The organism is Robbsia andropogonis, assembly GCF_000970345.1.
Classification (GTDB): Bacteria; Pseudomonadota; Gammaproteobacteria; order Burkholderiales; family Burkholderiaceae; genus Robbsia; species Robbsia andropogonis.
Genome location: NZ_LAQU01000008.1, coordinates 75,862 through 93,590, shown reverse-complemented (window position 1 = coordinate 93,590; position 17,729 = coordinate 75,862). Strand labels below are relative to the sequence as shown.

The window sequence follows — 17,729 nt, the reverse complement described above, 5'->3', positions numbered from 1 at the left end:
GCCGTGCGCCGATGCGAACGCACGGCCCGTCGATGATAGCGTCAGAACGTCATGGTAGCGGTGACGCCGCCTGATCGGGGTGTACCCAGCAGCCATTGCGTCCCGCTATTTGACGAGGTGACAACGTAGGTACGATTGGTCAGGTTGCGCAGATAGAGCGCCAGGGTGAGTTGGTGGGAGACCCGCCAGGATGCGCTCGCATCAAACAGTATGTAGGACGGAATTCGCACCGTGTTGGCCGTGTCCCCGTAGCGGCTGCCAACATACCGCACCCCCGCGCCCACGTTCCACCCTGGCGCAAACGCCCAGCGCAGCCAGACATTGCCGGTTTGCTGTGGCACGTTATATGGCACGTTTCCGTCGCGCGACACGGTCACACCGTTGACCGATTCGGAAAAGTTGTCATATCGGGCGCGCAACACCGAAAAATTCGCGTCGACGACGATGCCGTGCGGCAACGTCAATGCACCGGTCCATTCGATGCCGCGAGAGGATTGCTGGCCTACCTGGATCGTCTGCGTCGGATTATCCGGATCTGTAGTGAGCAGGTTCTTTTTGACGATCTGATAGAACGCCAGTGTCCAGTCGGCGCTGCCACCGGCAAGGATCTGCTTTATGCCGGCTTCCCACTGGTGACCGGTGGACAGCGAGTAGGCGCTGTTTGCCTGCGACAGTGTGATGAGCGACCCCACCCCGTCGGAGCCAGTGGTGTATTGACCGTAGACCGATAGGTCCGGTGTCATGGCAAAGACCAGGCCGGTGCGCCAACTGGTGTTCGCAAACGTGCGGCTGAAGGACGTTGCAGCGGTGCTCGACGTGGCAAATGTGTCGCGACGATAATCGATATGGTCGTAGCGCAGGCCGCTGACCCAGGCAAGGCGGTCGGTCACTTCCAGGCGGTTCTCGGTAAAGACCGCGGCCTGGTTTGTTCGTGTGCGGAACACCGGGACCGTTGCGTCGCTGCTGGCGAAGACACCTGGGTCGAAGCCGAGTTGCGGGACCACCGAGCTGCCATCATAGGGCGTATTGCTTGTGTCGACGAAGTTCACGGAATTGAACTCGGTGCCGATGACAAAGCGATTCCGATGTCCGGCAATGCGACCATCGAGGGTCGCATCCAGCCGATCGCCTACTTGGCGCTGATGATGCAGTATCTCGATGTAGTCGCTGCGGGCAACGCTGCCGTCGCCTTGCAGGGCATAGCTTTCCGCGTCGTGCCAATGACGATCGGTAAGCATAAAGTAGAACTGGTTGCGGATCGTCAGGCCGGGAAGCGCTTGCCAGGTCGTCTTCAATCGCATCCAACGGTCATAGTACGCTATTCGCGCGTCGCTCACGTTGTAGTTTTGCCGGGTCAGCGCGGACGAGTAAGCGCTGTTTTGGACAGGAATACCAAAATACGTCGTGGGCATCTGCCGTGCGTAGTCGTAGTCCAGCGTGAACCGCAGTGTAGGCGTGGCGTCCAGTTGCAATGCACCGCCTACGGCCGTGCTGTGCGATTGTCCGCGTGGCAGCCAGCCGTTGTTGCGATCGTCATTCAGGTAGAACCGGTAAGTCAGCATTGGACCACCCGGACGGCTGGCGTCCACGGCGCCCGTTGTATCCAGTGCCATGCGTTTCTCACCGTAGGCGCCAACGCCCAGGAGGACCGTTGTGCTGCGTTCGGCCTGCGGTGCTTTCGGGATGACGTTGATGACGCCGCCCATTCCGCCTTCACCATTCAATACCGAGGCCGGCCCGCGGAGTACTTCGATTCGATCCACGGACCAGGTATCGAACGGAAACGTCACGGTTCCAGCGCCCACGAACATTTTGGTGCCGTCGAATAGCGTCGTGATGGACTCCTGGCCAGTGAAGCCGCGCACCGACACCGCCGTGCCGCCGTTGCCGGGCGCCGCATTGTTCGCATAACCGGCTGCGCGGGTGACCGCATCGACGACGGTTGTATCGCCGCGTGCACGTATCGCGTCGCCGGCCAGCGTCTCGACGCTGGCCGGCGTATCCAGGCTCGAAGTGCCAAGCCGACTGCCGGTGTGCACCGGCAGGGCCAGGCGTTCCTTGCCGGAATCCGCACGCGGGGCAGCAACGATAACCGCCGGCAGGGACGATTGGCGTGCTGCTTCATGCGCCGAAGGGAGCGGGGTATTCGGGTCGACCGAGTCGGCGGCGTATGCCACATGCATTGCACCGATCGATTGCAATGTGGCCAAGACCGCCATCGCCGGCAACCTCGGCCTTGGCGTGCGCGCACGCCGCTTCGTGTCGATGATCTTATAGCCGTGAACACGGCGAGGGGAAAGCGAAAGAGATGCATCAGCCGCGGATGCGCCTGTCCGCAGTCGGACAAAGGATTTCACGCAAATGACTCCATGGGGTTACGCGCCCCGTTGGGTTGGATGGATACATGTGCGGAGCCAGGTCTGACTTCCGGCGCGCGAGGAGGGGTTCATCGCTTTATGGCCGGTCACAGTGGCGCGACCGTGCTGGATTTTCACCCGCTTCCGGACTTCGCATAGCGCGCATTGTACTGTGCAAATGGCGTCGTGCAAGGATCAATTCGTCCTCAGGTACATAAATTGCGCTGCTCGCCTTACCGTTTTATGTCCCGTAAGGAATGCGATGGCCAAGATCCTCTGGAAAGGTGCGATAGCGTTTGGACTGGTGCATGTCCCAGTGCAACTGTATCCGGCGACGCGGGCATCCAAGCCGTCATTTCATTTACTGGATGGCCGGTCGCTCGACCCCATTGGTTATCGCCAGTACAACAAGCGGACCGGAAAGGACGTGCCGCGCGATAAGATCGTGCGGGGTTTCGAATACGAGAAGGAGCACTTTGTCGTGCTGAGCGATGACGAGTTGCGCGCAGCCAATCCAAAATCCACGCAAAGCATCGATGTCATGTGCTTCGTGCCAGCCTATCAGGTCAATTTTGTGTACCTCGACACCCCCTATCGCCTCATGCCGGATACGCGAGGAGAGAAGGTTTTCAAGATGTTTCGGGAAGCCTTGGATCGGTCTGGCAAGATCGGGATCGCACTCGTCGTCATGCACGAGCGGCAGCACCTCTGCGCGCTGGTTCCCACTCCCGACGGCCTGTCCTTGACGACATTGCGCTGGGCAGAGGAGGTCCTGGATGCGGAGGACGACGGCGATGCGCATGCATGCGCCTGGCGTGATGCCAGCGTCAGCGCACGCGAGCGCGAGATGGCGGTGCGTCTGATCGACGATATGACCGCGGATTTCACGCCGGACGGCTACAAGGATCGCTTTCGAGACGACGTGCTCGCGTTGGTCGAAAGAAAGATTCGTGCTGGCAAAACAACGACCGTGGAAGCGGTGCCGATCCCAACGGACGATCGCACGCAGTCCGCCAATATCCTTGATCTCACCGCCTTGCTGAAACGGAGCCTGGGTCAACGCGGCGGGAAGCGTCACGATGACGATCGCACGGCTGGCAAGACGACGCGTCAATCACCGAAGCGTGCCACTAGTGCACGGAAGAATAGCGGCAGGTCCGGTCGGAAGAAGACCGGCACTGGAGGACCATGATGGCGGAAGACTATCTTGCGACCTATCGTGGAAAACGGAGATTCGTTGGCGCGTCAGCCACCCGGGAGCCCGACGGCGGTTCGGTTGCGGTCACGGCATGGAGAAAGGGGAGTGGCACGCGTGCTGGCGGCCGGGAAGCGTTGTTGTACGTTGTTCAGGAACACCATGCAAGCAGCCATCATTTTGATTTCCGCTTGGAATTGGATGGCACGCTGAAATCCTGGGCCATACCGAAGGGGCCGAGTGAGGACCCGGCGGTCAAGCGTCTTGCGGTTCATGTCGAAGATCATCCCATCGCATACGGTTCATTCGAAGGCACCATTCCCGCAGGGCATTATGGTGCCGGCGACGTCAGCATATGGGATAAAGGCTCTTGGGAACCAGAGGGAGGGCTGGCTGCGGCGAGGGAGGGCTATCGATCTGGAAAATTGGTCTTCCGATTACATGGTCAGCGCCTGCATGGGTCATGGGCGCTTGTACGTACACGGATGCGAGGAAAACAGGCGCAGTGGCTGCTGCTGAAGGAGCGCGAATCGAAAGAAGGGACGGTAAAGCCGAGAGCAAAAGCAGCAAAGGCGACCGTGGCAAATAAGCGTGGACGGGTAGCGGAGAATTGGCAAGACGTGTGGGCCCGGGTCAAGCCCCACGCGGTGCGCCGTGGCTGTCCGGAGACGATGAAGCCCCAATTGGCGACTCTCGTCGCAGCGGCGCCTGAGAACGGAACGTGGTCGTACGAGATCAAATTCGATGGTTATCGGATTCTCGCGCAGTCGCGCCCGGCTGCTTCGAAGGCGAAGGAAGAGCGTCATCGGGGCCGTCTTTTTACGCGGCAGCAGAACGATTGGACCGCCAAGCTGCCCGAGCAGGCGGATGCATTGCGAGGATGGACGGAAGCCATTGCCAAGGAAATGGGCGGCCCGTTTGGCGGGGCGTGGTTCGATGGCGAGGCGGTGTCGTACAACGAAACAGGCGTACCTGATTTTCAGTCGTTGCAGAACGCGTTCGATGCAGATCGCAGTAGCCACATCGTTCTCTATCTTTTCGACGTGCTTTATTTCCACGGATATGATCTGCGCGATGTGCCGCTTTTTGAACGCAGGGCGCTGTTGCGTGCCTTGCTTGCCGATATCCCCGTGCCAGGGGACGCGAATGCCACCAAGGCGACTGATCTCGCGCGTGCTCCCGCAAGCGCCACGCGTGCGACTGCATCGAAGCGCAAGGCCGCGCGTGTCGCCTATGCAGCGGATGCGGTGATCCGATTCTCCGACGACTTTGACGCGCCCCCGGCCGAGTTGCTCTCACATGCTTGTGCGCTGTCGCTCGAAGGGGTGATTGGGAAGCGCATCGACAGCGCTTACCGGGCGGGGCGCACGCAAAGCTGGATCAAGCTGAAGTGCCGTCGGCGGCAGGAGTTCGTCATCATCGGATTCACTGAGCCAACAGGTTCGCGTCGCGGTTTCGGTGCGTTGTTGCTGGGCGTCAATGCCAAGGACGAGAAGGGCCGATCCGTATTGCGCTACGCGGGACGCGTGGGAACCGGCTTCAGCGCCGCGATGCTACGGTCGTTGAGGAGCAGCATCGATAAACTTGTCTACAAGGGCACTTCGAGGCGCCAGCGCGTTATTGATGGACCTGTTCCACGCGACGCGGCCATGATGCATTGGATCAGGCCGACATTGGTGGCGGAGTGTGAATTTTCCGAGTGGACGCGCAATGGCGTATTGCGTCAAGCGTCGTTCGTGCAATTGCGGGCTGACAAGTCAGCGAAAGATATTGTTCGAGAGGACCCCCAGATGCCTTCACACAGCCGCACTATCTTGTCCGAGACAAAACGCAGTGCGACAGGTGGACGCAGGCACCTAGCCGCCCAACAGGACGCGACGCAGAAGGTCTCCAGAAAGCATTCCGCCTCCAGCGAGACGATTGCCGGGGTGCGCATCACGCATCCCGACCGTGTGATTGATACACACAGCGGCGCACGGAAGATCGACCTGGTTCGCTACTGTGAATGGATCGCCCCTTGGTTGCTGCTGGAACTCGCAGGGCGGCCGGTATCGCTGTTGCGCGTTCCGGCCGATATTGCTGGTGAGAGCTTTTTTCAGAAGCACGCGCCAACGTTATCGATTCCCCATGTCATGCAGCACGCGAAGCTCGACCCCGGCCATCCGCCGCTGCTGACGCTCGATAATGTGGCGGCGCTGGTTGGTGCCGCCCAGATGGGAACGGTCGAACTGCATACGTGGAATGCCCGGGTCGACTCCATCGAGAAACCGGACAGAATGGTGTTTGACCTCGATCCCGGCGCGGGGTTGTCCTGGAAGAAGATGATAGAGGCGGCGCAATTGACCCGCGCATTTCTCGAAGAAATCGGCCTGCGGTCGTTTTGCAAAACCAGCGGGGGAAAAGGTCTTCACGTCGTTGTGCCGCTGACACGTCATGCGGTGTGGGGCACTGTGCGGGATTTTTCGCAGGCTGTCGCGCAGCATCTTGCAGGAACGCTCCCCGAGCATTTCAGCGCAAAAATGGGTGAGGAAAATCGTAAGGGCAAGGTCTTTGTCGATTATCTCCGAAACAATAGGGGTGCCAGCACCGTGGCCGCGTACTCGTTGCGTGCGCGGCCGGGATTGGGCATATCAATTCCAATTAATTGGGATGAGCTGACATCGATTCGTGGGGGAGATCATTGGACGCTGGCCAATATTCACGAAAGAATGGCAGATTTGGCTGATGCTTCCGTCGTGGAAAACGATCCGTGGCATGACTACACTAAGACGCATCAACGTATCACGGCAGCGATGCGAAAGAGGCTGGCAGATGCACGGAAGGGGGTCTGGCGAGAGGCCAATTGATGCATTGGGTCAATGCACGTAGTCACAAGTCCTCGCCCACTTATTCGGCATTTCTAACAACTGCGTGGGCGACAATTTCTATCTTGGCGCCAGGGACCATCAGACCGGCAATCACCGTCGCTCTGTTCGGATAGGGCTTCGAAAACGCGCGTCTGTAAACCTCGTTCATATCGTCAAAATACATTTTGTCAGTGAGAAAAACCTGAACTTGTGTCACATCGTCCATCGTGCAACCCGCAGCCTCCACAATCTGCTTGAGGTTGTTCAGTGTCAACTCAGTCTGTGTGATGATGTCGCCGTCCTCGATCGAGCCATCCGCGCGTACAGGGATGCTAGCTGTATAAAGGGTTCCGTTCGAGATTGTCGCCCATTCAACAGGTGCATTTCCCTCGGGCAAGCCGGTTGCAATTGTCTTGCGCATATTCATATTCCTTATCTACCGTACAGATACATTCCGAATAAATAAAAAGTGGTGCGGTTGATTTGTAGATGGCTATTAAGTGACGACCAGGTAAGCGAACGCGAGCACTGGTCATGTAGATCTGAACAAGTTCTCCTGATGGTCGTATCGAAAGAATGTCATCGCAAGCTAGATGGCATTTTGCCGATGCTGCCCGGCAACGCGCCCTTGATCGGCTTGCTGCTGTGGGTAAAGCGCTATCTAGAGCTGCGCGTTGCCGCAAACGCTTTAACGACGAACCAAGTGTTAAATTTCGTGTTGCGTATTGGATTGGCGCTTGTCTGGGACAATTCTCCGCTGGTCTTCGCCGCCCGGTAATGCTTCGTATCCGCTATCGTCTTTCAGATTGACACCGGTTATCTTCCGCGTGCGCGCGGCATCGGCCAGATACGCGAGCTTGAAGGCCGCCGCGTCGTACGTGAGACCCTCTGGCCTCACGTTAGAGATGCAGTTCCTTTCGGCGTCGCTGCATCCAACTCGTGGAGCGAAAGTCAGGTAGACCCCGAGGCTCGCGGGTGAACTGAGCCCAGGCCGCTCGCCGACCAATACGGCCACCATCCTGGCCTCTAATATTTCGCCAACGACGTCGCCTGCGGCGACTCGGCCCTGGGTGACGATTACAACCGGTCCGATACGCCAGCTTGGCAATCGCGCAATGGTTCGTTCAATGAGCGCCACGGCGTGGTGAGCAACCGCTTGCGATGAAAGACCGTCGCAGATGACAAAAATTAGGTCCGGCTTTGTCTCAATTTGCTTGGCCATTCGGAATAGACGAGATTTACTTTCTTCGTCCAAGTGACGACCAAGGTCGGGTCGTCTCAGAAAGATATCGCGGTTAGTGGCGGCGCTCTTTACTTCAAGCGTCTGTAACGATCGCGTGTGGAAGTCCGCTACCAGCTTGGCGACGTCTAGCGGTGTATGCACCGCATCACGAGCGCGAGCGTGTGCAAGATTAAAAGCCAGCAGCGGCGCGGTGGGTAAGCTGCTCCCTGATCGTCCCAGCGCAATGCGCGCATCGGTAAACTTTCTCAATGCGCCCCATACATCGGGCTTTACATTGCCGTCGTCGTCTCGACGCTTCGGTGTATCGCTCATGAATCGACCCAACCCAGCAGTGGTTGAGTATGCGACTGGCTGCTGATGCGTCCCATTTGATCGATAATCTGCATCGACTCAAGCCAGCTTTCAAACTCTGGTGCTCTCTTCAGTCCGAGTACTTGACGCACATACAGCGCATCATGGAACGACGTGCTTTGATAATTGAGCATGACGTCGTCCGCGCCCGGAATGCCCATTATGAAGTTGATATTGGCAGCACCTAGCAATGTCAGTAACGTATCCATATCGTCCTGGTCCGCTTCAGCGTGATTCGTGTAGCAGATGTCACACCCCATCGGTACGCCAAGCAATTTCGCACAGAAGTGGTCTTCCAACCCCGCCCGAATAATCTGCTTGCCGTCGTATAGGTACTCCGGACCGATAAAGCCGACTACGGTGTTGGTTAGAAAAGGATCAAATTTCCGAGCGACGGCGTAAGCCCTGACTTCACATGTCTGCTGATCTAGTCCATGGTGAGCGTTCGCTGACAACGCGCTGCCCTGACCCGTTTCAAAGTACATGAAGTTGCTTCCCACGGTGCCACGCGCAAGCGAACGACCGGCGTCATACGCCTCTGCAAGAAGCGACAGCGAGACGCCGAAGCTTGCGTTCGCTTTTTCGGTTCCCGCAATCGATTGAAAAATCAGGTCGACCGGCGCACCTCGTTCGATTGCCGCGATTGTGTTCGTTACGTGCGTAAGGACGCAAGTCTGCGTGGGCACGGCATACGCCTGACGGAAGTCGTCCATCATCCGGAGCAATGCAGTGATCGCGGAAAGCGAGTCGGAAGCCGGGTTTATCCCAATCATTGCGTCTCCACTGCCATACATCAAACCATCGATCATGGATGCTGCAATGCCTTTCACGTCGTCGGTAGGATGATTGGGCTGGAGTCGGACGGACAGGTGACCAGGCAGACCCACGGTATTCCGAAAACGCGTCACGACGGGGCGTTTTTTTGCAACGAGGATGAGATCCTGATTGCGCATCAATTTCGATACTGCCACGGCCATTTCAGGCGTTACGCCATTGGCAATGCCGGACAGCGCCGACGCGTCAACATCCTCGCTCAGCAACCAGTTTCTGAAATCACCGACTGTCAGGTGGGAGATCGGCTTGAATGCTGCATCGGAGTGACTATCCACGATCAGGCGCGTGATCTCGTCTTCCTCGTACGGTATGAGCGTTTCATTGAGAAATACTTTTAGCGGCGTTGCCGCAAGCGCGAGCTTCGCGGCAACGCGTTCTTCTTCCGAAGATGCGGCAACCCCTGCCAGTTCGTCACCCGAGCGGCGCGGGCCGGCTTTGGCTAGCAACGATCCTAACCCATCGAACAAGTAGGTTCGCGCGCCGATGGTTTCACGAAAAATCATATGCGGTTCCTGGCAAAGGAGAGTGACAAAACCTTAATTGATTGTCTGCTCACTTTTCCATTCGCCCTGTTTTACCTCGAAGAGCGTGTAAGGCGGATTCACGAGGTCACCGCGAGAGTCGAAGGCGATTTTACCGGTGACGCCCTGGACCGTGACCTTTGGCAACGCAGCCACGATTCTTGCTCGATCGGTTGAATTGGCTTCATGAATCGCTTTGATCATGGTAAGTGCCGCATCGTAGGCAAATGGCGCATAAAGCTCGACATCCTGATTAAATCGCACTTTGTATCGTTTGGCGAAATCAACAGCCGACGGAAGTTTGTCCAGGGCAGGACCGGGCTCCAAATCCTTGGTGCCTTCCCCTGCTGGCCCGGCTATGCTCAAAAACGCGTTGCTTTTGAGCGCCCCAGCACCAAAGAGCTGCGTCTTCATGCCAAGTGAGCGCATTTGCTTCACAAGCATCGCGCCTTGTTCGTCAAGTCCACCAAAGAAGATCAGGTCGACCTTCTTTTGCTTCATCGTTGTCAGGATCGCGCGAAAATCTATCGCTTTGTCGTTTGTGTATTCCCGGCCGACAATATTTCCTTTGACTTCACCGACGCCTTTCACGAAAGCGTCGGCCAGACCTTGGCCGAATGCAGTCCGGTCGTCTATGACACCAATTCTGTTCGCTTTCAATTGCTCGACGGCGAAACGTCCCGCGATGACACCGCCCACGCCATCATTTCCCATCGTCCGGAACACATTGGCAAATCCTTGCATCGTCAGCGCCGGGTTTGTTGACCCAGGTGTGATCATTGCCATATTGGCATTATGATAAACAGCTGACGCCGGGATACTGCAGCCTGAGTTGTAGTGGCCGATCACCCCCACCACGCCGCTGTCGACAAGCTTCTGGGCAACTTGTATCGCAACGCGCGGATCGGCCTGGTCATCTTGCACGTCCAGAACAAACCTGACAGCCTTTCCGTCGACTACAGGCTTACGCGCATTTTCCTCGTCAATGGCGAGTTGCGCTCCGTTCTCCAGGTCTTTGCCAACGCGGGCTACAGCACCGGTGAGAGGTCCGGCGTAGCCAATCTTGATGATTTCTGGCTCCGCGGCGAAAGCGGACGTCTGGGCATATAGCGCGCCAACAGCCAAGCTGATTAGCAGATTGCGACGATTCATGGTGCAGCCCCTTCAGAAGCGGTGGTTGATGGTGTTATGCGAGAAGCGTTTTGCGCTGTAGCGACGCAAATCAATACAAGGTTCTCGACCTGAAATCAGGTCGGCTACAACCGAACCAGTTATGCCACCCAGTGTCAGGCCAAGGTGCTGGTGGCCAAATGCATACACAACGCGCGAGGATCTATGTGAGGTGCCTATGACGGGAAGGCCGTCTGGCAAACTTGGGCGAAAGCCAAGCCATTTTTCACCTGATGGTCCTAGGTTTGGCAAAGCCGCCCGCGCCGACGTCTCGATCAGGCCGAGCAGGTCTTCGTTCTTGCGGTCTACAAATCCTCCGAGTTCCACCGTTCCTGCCGCGCGTATTCCGGAAGCCATTGGCGTCATGTAGAAGCCGCGCTCCGCCCAACCGCAAGGCCGCGATATCAACGATGCGGTTCCCGGAAAGCTCACGTGATAGCCGCGCTCGGTATCAAGCGGGATAGCGTCGCCACATTGCTTTGCGAACCGGCGGGAAAGGGCCCCGGCGCATACGACAACGTGCGATGCTTCAAATTTCTGGCCTGTGTCATCGGAGATAGATACGCCCGTCATCATCGGATCGATCTGGTCAATGCCGTTTCGTTCGTGACGCATTCCTTTTTTGATTAACGATGCGTGAAGCTGTTGCAAAAATCCACGCGGGTCACTCAAGAACCAACTACCGGTGAAAAGTGTTCCTTGTCTGAAAATGGGTGCGAGATTTGGCTCATACTCTTGAATTGCTTCTTTTTCGAGATTGTCAAATTCGATGCCAAGAGACCGTCTCAGTTCCAAGGATGGATACGATGCTTCGAACGCAGATTTGCTGGAGTAGAGATAAAGGCACTCACGTGGCTGGACAAACGCCAATAAGCTGGAGTCGATAAGCATGTCGCGATAGCCTTCTTGCGCGCGGGAAAGTAAGCTCGCTAATGCTTCCGTGCTGTTGCGATAGCGCGACGGCGTTGAAGAAAGCAGAAAGCGCATCAGCCATGGCGCAAGTGTCGGCATGTACTCCCAGCGGATGCGCAAGGGACTGGCTGCCGAAAGCAGAAAGCGCGGAATGCCGGCGAATACCGAAGGGTTATTCACGGGGATGCAGGCGTAGTTGGCAAAAGTACCTGCATTTCCATATGACGCGCCCTCTCCTGGGCCTTTGGGGTCGAACAAAGTGACGTTATGGCCTTCGCGCATCAACCAGTAAGCGCTGGAGAGCCCGATGAAGCCCGATCCGATAATTGCTACGTCGGCCATTACTTTTTCCAGTTCGAGGCGGGTTTTTCGAAATGCGGTGAAACAGATCCCAGGCGCTTTTTGCGTGTGGCAACGTAAATGAGAGACACAACGGCCAGGCTAACAAGGCTCGCCACAAGTTGCATTGACAATTCTTTATCGAAGGCCATGGCGAGGAGTACGCCTGCGATAGCGGCAACCACCAAGTAAGACAGCCAGGGAAATAGCCACATCTTCAAAGAGAGACGCTGAGGTGCCGTTGCCTCTAGTCTTTTGCGGATGATGATTTGCGAGATGGCGATGAACAGATAGACGAAGAGCATGACTGCGCCTGATGCGCTGACAAGGTAAAGAAATACACCCTGAGGCGAAACGATTGCGGCGAGAATCGCCACGTAACCAATGCTGCTGCTTGCAACAACCGCCAAACGTGGCACTTTGCTGGATGTCAGCTTCAGTACCCGACGAGGCGCATCACCTTGCTCCGCTAAGCGAAACATGATGCGAGACGATACATAGAGGCCGGAGTTGAGTGCAGACAACACTGCTATAAGCACGATCATGTTCATGATGTCGGCGGCACCATGGATATTCATCACGGACAGCGCCGCGACGAACGGTGACGTGCCAACTTTAATGTGAGCCCAGGGAACAATGCAGGCGATCACAAGCATCGACGCTACATAGAATGTGATAATCCGCAGAATGACGGAGCGAGTCATGGAGGCGACATTCCTGCTCGGATCATCGGATTCGGCGGCGGCGATTGTTGCAATTTCCGCGCCGCCCACGGCAAAAATGACCGTCGGAATTCCCGCGAAGACCGACATCCATCCGAACGGCAGGAACCCGCGATCCGCGAAGAGATTTCTGGAGATATGACTCCAGTCACTGAAGCCAAGGAGGTAGCCGACACCTACAATGATGAAAACCACAATGGCGATGACCTTGATGGAGGCGAACCAATATTCAAACTCGCCGTAGGACTTGACCGACATCAGATTAATTGCGGTCATGAGCGACAGGAGAATCAGTCCGATCACCCACACGGGCAGGGGCACCCAACGTTGCAGAATGCCGGCACCCGCCACCGCTTCGACAGCGACTACAATGACCCAAAAGTACCAATAGAGCCAACCGTTGGTAAATCCAGCCCAGTTACCGAGGGCAAGGCGCGTAAACTCCGTGAATGAGCCCACGCCAGGGCATGCCAGTGCCATCTCGCCGAGCATCCGCATGATGAAGAGTACGACGATGCCTGCTGCGAGGTAACTCAGGCAGGCAGCCGGCCCCATCGATGCAATCGTCGCGCTGCTTCCAACAAACAGACCGGCACCGATGATTCCGCCTAGCGAAATCATCGTCACATGACGCTTGCGCAGTGCGTGACCTAATGTGTTTTGGCTTGGGGCCGTTCGCGTGTTCGAGCGTGGATCAGACTGCAAATCTTTCACAACGGTCTCCAAGGCGTATAAAGTGCTGGTACGATCGCAGTTCGTACAAACATTGAGAAACATACTCACACAAAGTTTTTTTGAACGCAATTACTTGTTTTTGTGTGAATGTAGGCGTTTTCCCCAGCTGCTAACGGGCCTCGTCGGAATAATGCTTGCGAATTCGGGGAATTTAAGATGCGTAAGGCCAAGATTCTGTGATGATGGAGCGATAAGTCAGTGCCGCATTCGTCTATATATGACTTTTTTGTACGGAGATTTTATCTAGATGATTGTCGATGATAGTCACACAAAATCTGCTAAATCGGTTCAAACAAAGACGCGTCAAGCAGCGTATCTGGAGATTTCTCATAACCTTGAGCAGCAAATCAGAAGCGGGCAATACCCTCCCGGTAGCAGATTGCCTCCGCAACGAGACCTGGCTGTTGAGCTGAAAATCAATGTGTCCACTGTGTTGCGTGCATACAAAGAACTGCAGGCACGTGGGCTTGTCGTAGCCAGCAAGCGACGTGGATCCATCGTGACGGGTGGCGCGATGCCCGCCGTGAAATTGGCGCAGGGCCGCAACGAGGAGACATCACGTGGCGACGGTTTGGTGACTGGCGTGGTCGACCTCACAGTGAATCGGCCAGCCACAGGAGCGTTTCTGAGCCAACTTGGTAAAACGATGGCCACGATCGGACAAGATCCCCGTTTTCCCGAAACGCAGGAATATCAGCCGCCACAGGGACCCGATTGGGCCAGGCTGGCGGGAGCGAAGTGGATCTCGACGGGGACGTTCAATCCATCACCAGACAATGTGGTGGTTACGAGCGGCGCGCAACATGGCATATACGCGGTGTTGAGTAGTCTCATGGGACACGAGGGCATCATTCTCTCGGACAAGCTTACTTATTACGGCTTGAAAGCACTGGCGCCTGTCTTCCAGTTCGAACTAATGGGCATTTCGAGCGACGAACAAGGTTTGCTGCCGGATGAATTGGAGGAAGCTTGTCGAACACGTCGGGTAAAAGCGATATTCGTCGTTCCGAACTTGCAGAACCCGAGCGTCGTGACGATGAGTCTTGCGCGACGCATTGCGCTGGTGTCGATCGCCCGCAAGTATCAGATCGTGATCATTGAGGATGACGTGTACGGCCCTCTCGTTAGCAAGCGATTGCCAACTATTTGCAGCCTTTGCCCGGAGCTGACCTTCCATGTCGCGTCGACCTCGAAGATTCTGGCACCTGGGTTGCGGGTGGGATACGTGCTTACACCAACTCACGGCGCCGCGCTTGCCGCTGAGGCTGTGCGAACCACGGCTTGGATGCCGTCGCCTTTATCAACGCTGATTGTCACGCGCTGGATTGAGGACGGCACGGCCAAAATTATTCTGGATGCTCAGCGGACCGAGTTGAAGGCTCGTCAGGAATTGGCAGGGCAGTTACTTCCGAACGAGCTGCTGCGCAGCGACCCAGAGTGCATGTTTGTCTGGTTGCGTGTTCCAGAGCCCTGGCGGTCGGAAGACTTCGCGGCAAATGCCTTAGCTCGCGGCGTCAATACAATGCCTGCCTCTGCGTTCGCCGTGGATCGATCTCCAATCGAGCACGGGGTACGTATTAATCTTGCATGCGCGTCTTCTCGAGCGGAATTGTCCCGCGCGCTTGGCACGCTGGCACAGACGCTTCGCGACCGACCTCGGGCCTTATTCGGAACGATCTGAGCCTAGGGGATCATCGCTTGCAGGTGCCAAGCAGCCTCGGGATATCCGGTAAACAATGTCGATCATCACGCGCTAGGGCTTTTCGGTTTTTCCAAACTTGAGTGATGTCGGCGGCTCACAATGTTCGAGGGGGCATCGTCGTCGAGGTCTGCTATGATGCTGTACAAAAACACAGTCTTCTTCGTACCTTGATCCCTGTGCCCGCCGCTCAGTCATACTACCCCTACCATTTCACCTGCGCGATCGATTGGAGCGTGCGGCGTTATCAAGACCTTCTCGATGCGCGCGAGCATGCTGTCATTGCCGCTTTAAAGATACTGCCCGTGGTGTTTCAGGCGTTGCTTATACGCAGGATGACGCGGCGGGGCAGGCATTTCCCGTCGCGCGAGCACCGTTACGACGAAAAAAGATATCCGGTTGACGTTGCCGGCGCCACGATGGAATCGCTTGCTGCAATCGGTCGCGGCGTTACGATAGTTGCAATGCTGTTGCCATGAACTATGTCATTGCCGTGCGCGCCCTCTGCGAATTCACCGCTCGTAGCGGTGATCTCGATATGCGTTTTACCCCGGCGCCCACGGCATCCGAAGGCATGGCTGGGCATGTCACCGTTGCGGCACGCAGGGCGAAAGGGTACGAGGTCGAAGTGGTGTTGTCGGGCGTGTACGGGGACCTTACTGTGCGGGGACGCGCGGATGGGTATGCCAGCGATGAAAACCGCCTCGAGGAAATCAAGACCTATCGCGGTGATCTGGACGCCATGCCTGCCAATCATCGCGCATTGCACTGGGCGCAAGCGCTGGTGTACGGTCATTTGCTCTGTGAATCGCGCGCACTGACGACGCTGACGGTCTCGTTGGTGTATTTCGATATCCGTAGTGAGAAGGAAACCCTGCTGACGCAGTCGCACACGGCGGCGTCGCTTAAAACATTCTTTACCGTGCAATGTGAACGGTTCCTTGCGTGGGCAGTGCAGGAGGATGCGCACCGTCAAGCGCGCAACGCCGCATTATCCGGGCTGGCGTTTCCCCATGCATTCCGGAAGGGGCAGCGTGACATCGCCGTTGCGGTGTATCGTGCCGCGCGCGACGGGGCAAACCTGATGGTTCAAGCGCCCACCGGAATTGGCAAGACTCTGGCGACCCTGTTCCCGCTGTTGAAAGCATGTGCCGAAGAGCGGATCGACCGCATCTTCTTCTTGACGGCAAAGACATCGGGCCGGGCCCTTGCGCTCGATACCGTCGCGTTGTTGCGCGGTGGCGCGAAGGGCTTGCCGCTAAGGGCACTGGAACTGGTGGCGCGTGACAAGGCGTGTGAACATCCGGACAAGGCTTGCCATGGTGATGCCTGTCCGTTGGCGCGCGGCTTCTACGATCGTCTCGCGGATGCGCGCGCGGCGGCATTGGAACATGGACAGTTGACGCGGGAAGTCGTTCGAGAGACGGCGCTCGCACATGATGTCTGTCCGTATTACCTGGCGCAGGAGCTGGCGCGCTGGAGTGATGTCGTTGTTGGGGACTATAACTACTATTTTGACAGCAGCGCATTGCTGTTCGGATTGACTCAGGCCTATCAATGGCAGGTCGCGGTCCTGGTTGACGAGGCGCACAATCTGGTGGATCGGGCTCGCGGCATGTACAGCACGGCGCTTGACCAGACGGTGCTGCGAGAGATCCGGGCAAAAGCGCCCGCTATCCTGAAAAAGCCACTGGATCGGTTGAACCGTGCCTGGAATGCGATCAATCGTGTGCAACAGGAGGACTATCAAGTACACGAGACGATTCCCCAGCCCTTGCTTGCCGCCGTGCAAAACCTAGTGGAAGTGGCAAGCGACCACATGGCGCAGGCTCCACTTGAGGTCCCGCCTGCCGCACTGCGTTTTTACTTCGATGTCATGCATTTCGCCTCCCTAGCGGAAGGATTTGGCAAGCATGCGATATTCGACGTGATGCTGTCGCCCCGGGATCGGGACAATGCGGGCGCGCACGTTCATTTGCCGCGGCAAGGCGCTGCAAGCCGCCCGTTGGAAGCGACCACGCTCAGCGTGCGGAATGTCGTGCCTGCCCCTTATCTCGCGACGCGGTTTGTCGCCGCGCGCGCCACGGTGCTTTTTTCGGGCACGTTGGCACCAGGACAGTTTTATCGGGATACGCTGGGACTGGCGGAAGGCACGGAATGGCTTGAGGTGGAAGGTCCATTTCGCGCGGGACAACTTCGAGTGGAAGTGGTGGGGCATGTGTCCACGCGGTGGCGCGATCGGCAGCGTTCGTTGTTACCCATCACGGACGTGATCGCAGGCCAGTATCGAGCACATCCTGGCAACTACCTTGCGTTTTTCAGCAGCTTCGACTATCTGCAGCGAGTCGTGGAAACGATGGCATTGCGTCATCCGGACCTGCCCATGTGGGCGCAAACACCAGGCATGAATGAAGCCGCACGCGACAGTTTTCTCAATCGGTTTCAGATCGATGGGCGTGGGATCGGGTTCGCGGTATTGGGCGGTGCGTTCGCGGAAGGCGTTGATCTTGCTGGTGAGCGCCTGATCGGTGCGTTTGTCGCCACGCTGGGTTTGCCCCAGATGAATCCCGTCAATGAACAGATGCGGGCATCGCTCGAACAGCGCTTCGGGCGTGGCTATGACTACGCTTATCTGTTTCCGGGGCTGCAGAAGGTCGTACAGGCCGCCGGGCGGGTGATACGCACCGAACAGGATCGCGGCGTCGTCTTCCTGATAGATGATCGTTATCGTCGCGCCGATGTCAGGCGCCTTCTCCCGCGCTGGTGGCACGTGCCCCGTTGATTCGCCATACGGCGGTCGATCCG

At 57.1% G+C, this 17,729-nt stretch carries 12 protein-coding genes; 5 read left to right on the top strand and 7 right to left on the bottom strand.

Features of this window, described 5'->3' with window-relative positions:
- Positions 1-41 precede the first annotated feature (41 nt).
- Positions 42-2,357 (bottom strand): TonB-dependent receptor, encoded by a 2,316-nt coding sequence (locus WM40_RS10100; protein ID WP_024903907.1) that lies wholly within the window; start codon positions 2,355-2,357, stop codon positions 42-44.
- 262 nt (positions 2,358-2,619) lie between these two features.
- Here WM40_RS10100 and ku point away from each other — a divergent pair, with 262 nt between their 5' ends.
- On the top strand, positions 2,620-3,549 hold the full coding sequence (gene ku, locus WM40_RS10095; protein WP_024903908.1) for a non-homologous end joining protein Ku: 930 nt from the start codon (positions 2,620-2,622) through the stop codon (positions 3,547-3,549).
- Positions 3,549-6,398 carry a DNA ligase D gene (gene ligD, locus WM40_RS10090; protein ID WP_046152792.1) on the top strand — a complete coding sequence of 950 codons (2,850 nt, stop codon included), beginning with the start codon at positions 3,549-3,551 and terminating at the stop codon, positions 6,396-6,398. Before ku ends, ligD begins: the two co-directional genes overlap by 1 nt.
- 40 nt (positions 6,399-6,438) lie before the next feature.
- Here the strand turns inward: ligD and WM40_RS10085 are convergent, their stop codons facing one another.
- From WM40_RS10085 to WM40_RS10060, 6 genes are all read right to left on the bottom strand, one after another.
- Positions 6,439-6,819, bottom strand: coding sequence for a RidA family protein (locus tag WM40_RS10085; protein WP_024903909.1), 381 nt, complete (start codon positions 6,817-6,819; stop codon positions 6,439-6,441).
- A gap of 285 nt (positions 6,820-7,104) precedes the next feature.
- A complete protein-coding gene (eutC, locus tag WM40_RS10080) occupies positions 7,105-7,953 on the bottom strand; it encodes an ethanolamine ammonia-lyase subunit EutC (RefSeq protein ID WP_024903910.1) in 849 nt (282 codons plus the stop codon).
- Entirely contained in the window at positions 7,950-9,329 is a 1,380-nt protein-coding gene (locus tag WM40_RS10075; protein WP_036010426.1) for an ethanolamine ammonia-lyase subunit EutB, read from the bottom strand. The genes eutC and WM40_RS10075 overlap by 4 nt, the downstream gene beginning before the upstream one ends.
- 33 nt (positions 9,330-9,362) lie before the next feature.
- Positions 9,363-10,499 carry a branched-chain amino acid ABC transporter substrate-binding protein gene (locus tag WM40_RS10070; RefSeq protein ID WP_036010429.1) on the bottom strand — a complete coding sequence of 379 codons (1,137 nt, stop codon included), beginning with the start codon at positions 10,497-10,499 and terminating at the stop codon, positions 9,363-9,365.
- Positions 10,500-10,511: 12 nt separating this feature from the next.
- A complete protein-coding gene (locus tag WM40_RS10065) occupies positions 10,512-11,771 on the bottom strand; it encodes an NAD(P)/FAD-dependent oxidoreductase (RefSeq protein ID WP_024903911.1) in 1,260 nt (419 codons plus the stop codon).
- Positions 11,771-13,204, bottom strand: a complete 1,434-nt coding sequence (locus WM40_RS10060; protein ID WP_236693458.1) for an amino acid permease — start codon at positions 13,202-13,204, stop codon at positions 11,771-11,773. The genes WM40_RS10065 and WM40_RS10060 overlap by 1 nt, the downstream gene beginning before the upstream one ends.
- A gap of 268 nt (positions 13,205-13,472) precedes the next feature.
- Here WM40_RS10060 and WM40_RS10055 point away from each other — a divergent pair, with 268 nt between their 5' ends.
- The 3 genes from WM40_RS10055 to WM40_RS10045 all read left to right on the top strand — a co-directional run bounded on the left by WM40_RS10055 (position 13,473) and on the right by WM40_RS10045 (position 17,706).
- Positions 13,473-14,906 carry an aminotransferase-like domain-containing protein gene (locus WM40_RS10055; protein ID WP_046152791.1) on the top strand — a complete coding sequence of 478 codons (1,434 nt, stop codon included), beginning with the start codon at positions 13,473-13,475 and terminating at the stop codon, positions 14,904-14,906.
- 104 nt (positions 14,907-15,010) lie between these two features.
- Entirely contained in the window at positions 15,011-15,403 is a 393-nt protein-coding gene (locus WM40_RS31330) for a hypothetical protein (protein ID WP_024903914.1), read from the top strand.
- Positions 15,400-17,706, top strand: a complete 2,307-nt coding sequence (locus tag WM40_RS10045) for an ATP-dependent DNA helicase (protein WP_024903915.1) — start codon at positions 15,400-15,402, stop codon at positions 17,704-17,706. Before WM40_RS31330 ends, WM40_RS10045 begins: the two co-directional genes overlap by 4 nt.
- The last annotated feature ends 23 nt before the right edge of the window (positions 17,707-17,729 follow it).